Raw genomic sequence first — 3,789 nt, forward strand, 5'->3', positions numbered from 1 at the left:
GGGTGGCGGCGAGCGGCATCTCGACGTGTGGTTCCTCGCCGAGCCGACCGCCGCGTATGTGCGCGGGTGCGCGGTCACCCGTAGGGTGAGAATCTTCGGCGGAAAAGGAACGATGCGGATCGCTGGCCGTTCCGCCAGGGACTTTGGTCCCGAACAAGGGGTCTAAAGACTCCCACGAAAAGGTCATGTGAAGACCGTCACAAGGTGGAATGAAGTCGCTTAGATGCATGTTGGAGGTCGTAGAAGGGTTGGAATTCCGCGGTTCTTCCGGTGTCGGACATCAATTCGGCACCGCGGCCTGTGAGCCAGGTGACAGCGTCTTTGCCACGCCGACACCCTCTACGGGTCGTAGCCTGAAAGGGCGAAGGAGAACGGCAGGACGGCACGGATTTCCCGCGTCGACCAAGGTCTTTACCCCCGCCGCGCAGGCAGCGCGGCGTGGACGTCGAGGAGAGTGATATGACCAGCATTTCCGAGGCTCGCAGCACCACTGGCGGCCAGGACGACGCGACCGTCCCCGCATGGGCCGGCTTCACCGCAGGTCCCTGGCAGGACACGGTCGACGTGCGCGACTTCATCCAGCGCAACTACACCCCGTACGAGGGTGACGACTCCTTCCTCGCCGGGCCGACCGAGCGCACGACCGGCATCTGGGCCAAGCTCTCCGAGATGTTCCCCGCCGAGCGCGAGAAGGGCATCTACGACGTCGACCCGCACACGCCCGCCGGCATCACGGCGCACGCACCCGGGTACATCGACAAGGACTCCGAGGTCATCGTCGGCCTCCAGACCGACGCCCCGCTCAAGCGCGCGATCATGCCGAACGGTGGATGGCGCATGGTCGAGGGTGCGCTCGAGACCTACGGCTACCCGGTCGACCAGGAGCTCAAGAAGGTCTTCAGCGAGTACCGCAAGACCCACAACCAGGGCGTCTTCGACATCTACCCGCCGAACGTCCGCGCCGCACGCAGCTCGCACATCATCACGGGCCTGCCCGACGCCTACGGCCGCGGCCGCATCATCGGTGACTACCGCCGCGTCGCGCTCTACGGCGTCGACCAGCTCGTCGCCGCCAAGAAGCTCGACAAGCTGGACCTCGACACCCAGCCGTTCAGCGAGAAGATCGTGCGCGAGCGCGAGGAGCACGCGGAGCAGATCCGTGCGCTCGGCGAGCTCAAGGCGATGGCCGCCTCGTACGGCTACGACATCTCGGGCCCGGCCACCAACGCCCGCGAGGCCGTCCAGTGGCTCTACTTCGGCTACCTCGCCGCGGTCAAGGAGCAGAACGGCGCCGCGATGTCGCTGGGCCGCACCTCGACCTTCCTCGACGTGTACCTCGAGCGCGACCTGGCCGCCGGTGTCATCACCGAGGAGCGGGCGCAGGAGATCATCGACGACTTCGTCATCAAGCTGCGGATCGTGCGCTTCCTGCGCACCCCGGAGTACGACTCCCTGTTCTCGGGCGACCCGACGTGGGTCACCGAGACCATCGGAGGCATGGGCGACGACGGTCGTCCGCTCGTCACGAAGAACTCGTTCCGCTTCCTGCAGACGCTGTACAACCTGGGCCCGGCCCCCGAGCCCAACATGACGGTCTTCTGGAGCCCGCGCCTGCCGCAGGGGTTCAAGGACTTCTGCGCCAAGGTCTCGATCGACACCTCGGCCGTCCAGTACGAGTCGGACGAGCAGATCCGTCCGGCCTGGGGTGACGACGCCGCGATCGCGTGCTGCGTCTCGCCCATGGCGGTCGGCAAGCAGATGCAGTTCTTCGGTGCCCGCGTGAACCTCGCCAAGACCCTCCTGTACGCCATCAACGGCGGCAAGGACGAGGTCACGGGCAAGCAGGTCTCCCCGGTCGTCGCCCCCGTGCCCGAGGGCCAGCCCCTCGACTACGACGACGTCCGCGCCCGCTTCGACAAGACCATGGACTGGCTCGCCGAGACCTACGTCGAGGCGCTCAACTGCATCCACTGGTCGCACGACAAGTACGCCTACGAGCGTCTCGAGATGGCCCTCCACGACAAGGAGGTCCTGCGGACCATGGCCTGCGGCATCGCGGGTCTCGCGGTCGCGGCGGACTCCCTGTCGGCCATCAGGTACGCCAAGGTCACGCCCGTGTTCGACGAGCGCGGCATCGTGGTCGACTACGTGACCGAGGGCGACTACCCGGCCTACGGCAACGACGACGACCGCGTCGACTCGATCGCGGTCGAGCTCGTCGAGTCGTTCATGGCGAAGATCCGTTCGCACAAGATGTACCGCGACGCCCTGCCGACGCAGTCCGTCCTGACCATCACGTCGAACGTCGTCTACGGCAAGGCCACGGGCAACACGCCCGACGGCCGCCGTGCGGGCGAGCCCTTCTCGCCGGGTGCCAACCCGATGAACGGGCGCGACACGCACGGCATGCTCGCCTCGGCCCTGTCGGTCGCGAAGCTGCCGTACAACGAGGCGCAGGACGGCATCTCGCTGACCAACACGGTCGTCCCGAGCGGCCTGGGCCGCACCCGGGACGAGCAGGTCGCGAACCTCGCGGGGCTGCTCGACGCGTCGGTCGGTGGCGACGGCTACCACATGAACGTCAACGTGCTGGTGAAGGAGACTCTCGAGGACGCCATGGAGCACCCCGAGAACTACCCTCAGCTCACGATCCGTGTCTCCGGGTACGCCGTGAACTTCGTGCGGCTCACCCGCGAGCAGCAGCTCGACGTCCTCTCGCGGACCTTCCACGGCGCTCTCTGAGCGCAGAACGGCGGAACCATCATGACGACTCTCTCGACGCCCGCAGCAGGCCAGGTGCCCGCGCGTGCCGCCGCCCGCTACGGGGTCGACGGGGTCGCCTCGGCTCCGCTGCCGTGGCGGACCTCCGGTGACGGCCTGGGTCACGACAGCGACCTGGACGCACCGGAGGCCCCCCGCCGCAGGACGGGGGCCGGAGTCTCCGGCCTCTCGACGGCCGAGGACCTCGACCGGCACGACAAGCTCGCGATGATGCGCTCGGGCGAGCTCGGCTCCGTGCACTCCTGGGAGCTCGTGACCGCGGTGGACGGCCCGGGCACGCGCCTGACGGTCTTCCTCAACGGGTGCCCGTTGCGGTGCCTGTACTGCCACAACCCCGACACCCTGCAGATGAAGGACGGGGAGCCGGTCACGGCCGACGAGCTCCTGGCCCGCATCAAGCGGTACCTGCCGGTCTTCCGCGCCACCAAGGGCGGGCTGACCCTCTCGGGCGGCGAGGTGCTCATGCAGCCCGCGTTCGCCGCGCGCATCCTGCGGGGCGCCAAGGAGATGGGCGTGCACACCACGCTCGACACCTCGGGCTTCCTCGGGGCAAACCTGAGCGACGAGATGCTCGCGGACACCGACCTGGTGCTCCTCGACGTCAAGTCGGGCGACGCCGCGACGTACGAGAAGGTCACGGGCCGCGCCCTGGAGCCGACCCTGATGTTCGGTCGGCGTCTGGCCGAGTCGGGCCTGCCCGGCGGTGTCACGGCCGAGCGGCCCGTCGAGGTCTGGGTCCGGTACGTGCTGGTCCCGGGCCTGACCGACCAGGCCGAGCACGTCGACGTCGTCGCGGACTACGCGGCCTCGCTCAACGAGATCCGGCCCGGCACGGTCACCCGTGTCGAGGTCCTGCCCTTCCACCAGATGGGCCGGGACAAGTGGGAGACGCTCGGGCGTGAGTACGAGCTCACCGACACCCCCGCGCCCGACGTCGAGCTGGTCGATCGTGTGCGCGACCAGTTCCGGGCGAAGGGCCTCACGGTCTACTGACCGGCCGCTCGACCC

2 protein-coding genes are annotated in these 3,789 nt (G+C 68.4%); both read left to right on the forward strand.

Going from position 1 to position 3,789, the window contains the following annotated elements; translation table 11 throughout:
* Positions 1–459 precede the first annotated feature (459 nt).
* On the forward strand, positions 460–2,742 hold the full coding sequence (gene pflB / locus ACFRCR_RS17590) for a formate C-acetyltransferase (RefSeq protein ID WP_377679354.1): 2,283 nt from the start codon (positions 460–462) through the stop codon (positions 2,740–2,742).
* Positions 2,743–2,763: 21 nt separating this feature from the next.
* The gene (gene pflA / locus ACFRCR_RS17595) at positions 2,764–3,774 is read left to right on the forward strand and encodes a pyruvate formate-lyase-activating protein (RefSeq protein WP_377679356.1); all 1,011 of its coding nucleotides are present in this window, start codon (positions 2,764–2,766) and stop codon (positions 3,772–3,774) included.
* Positions 3,775–3,789 lie beyond the last annotated feature (15 nt).

The organism is Oerskovia sp. NPDC056781 (genome assembly GCF_042789955.1).
In the GTDB taxonomy this organism is placed as follows: domain Bacteria; phylum Actinomycetota; class Actinomycetes; order Actinomycetales; family Cellulomonadaceae; genus Oerskovia; species Oerskovia rustica.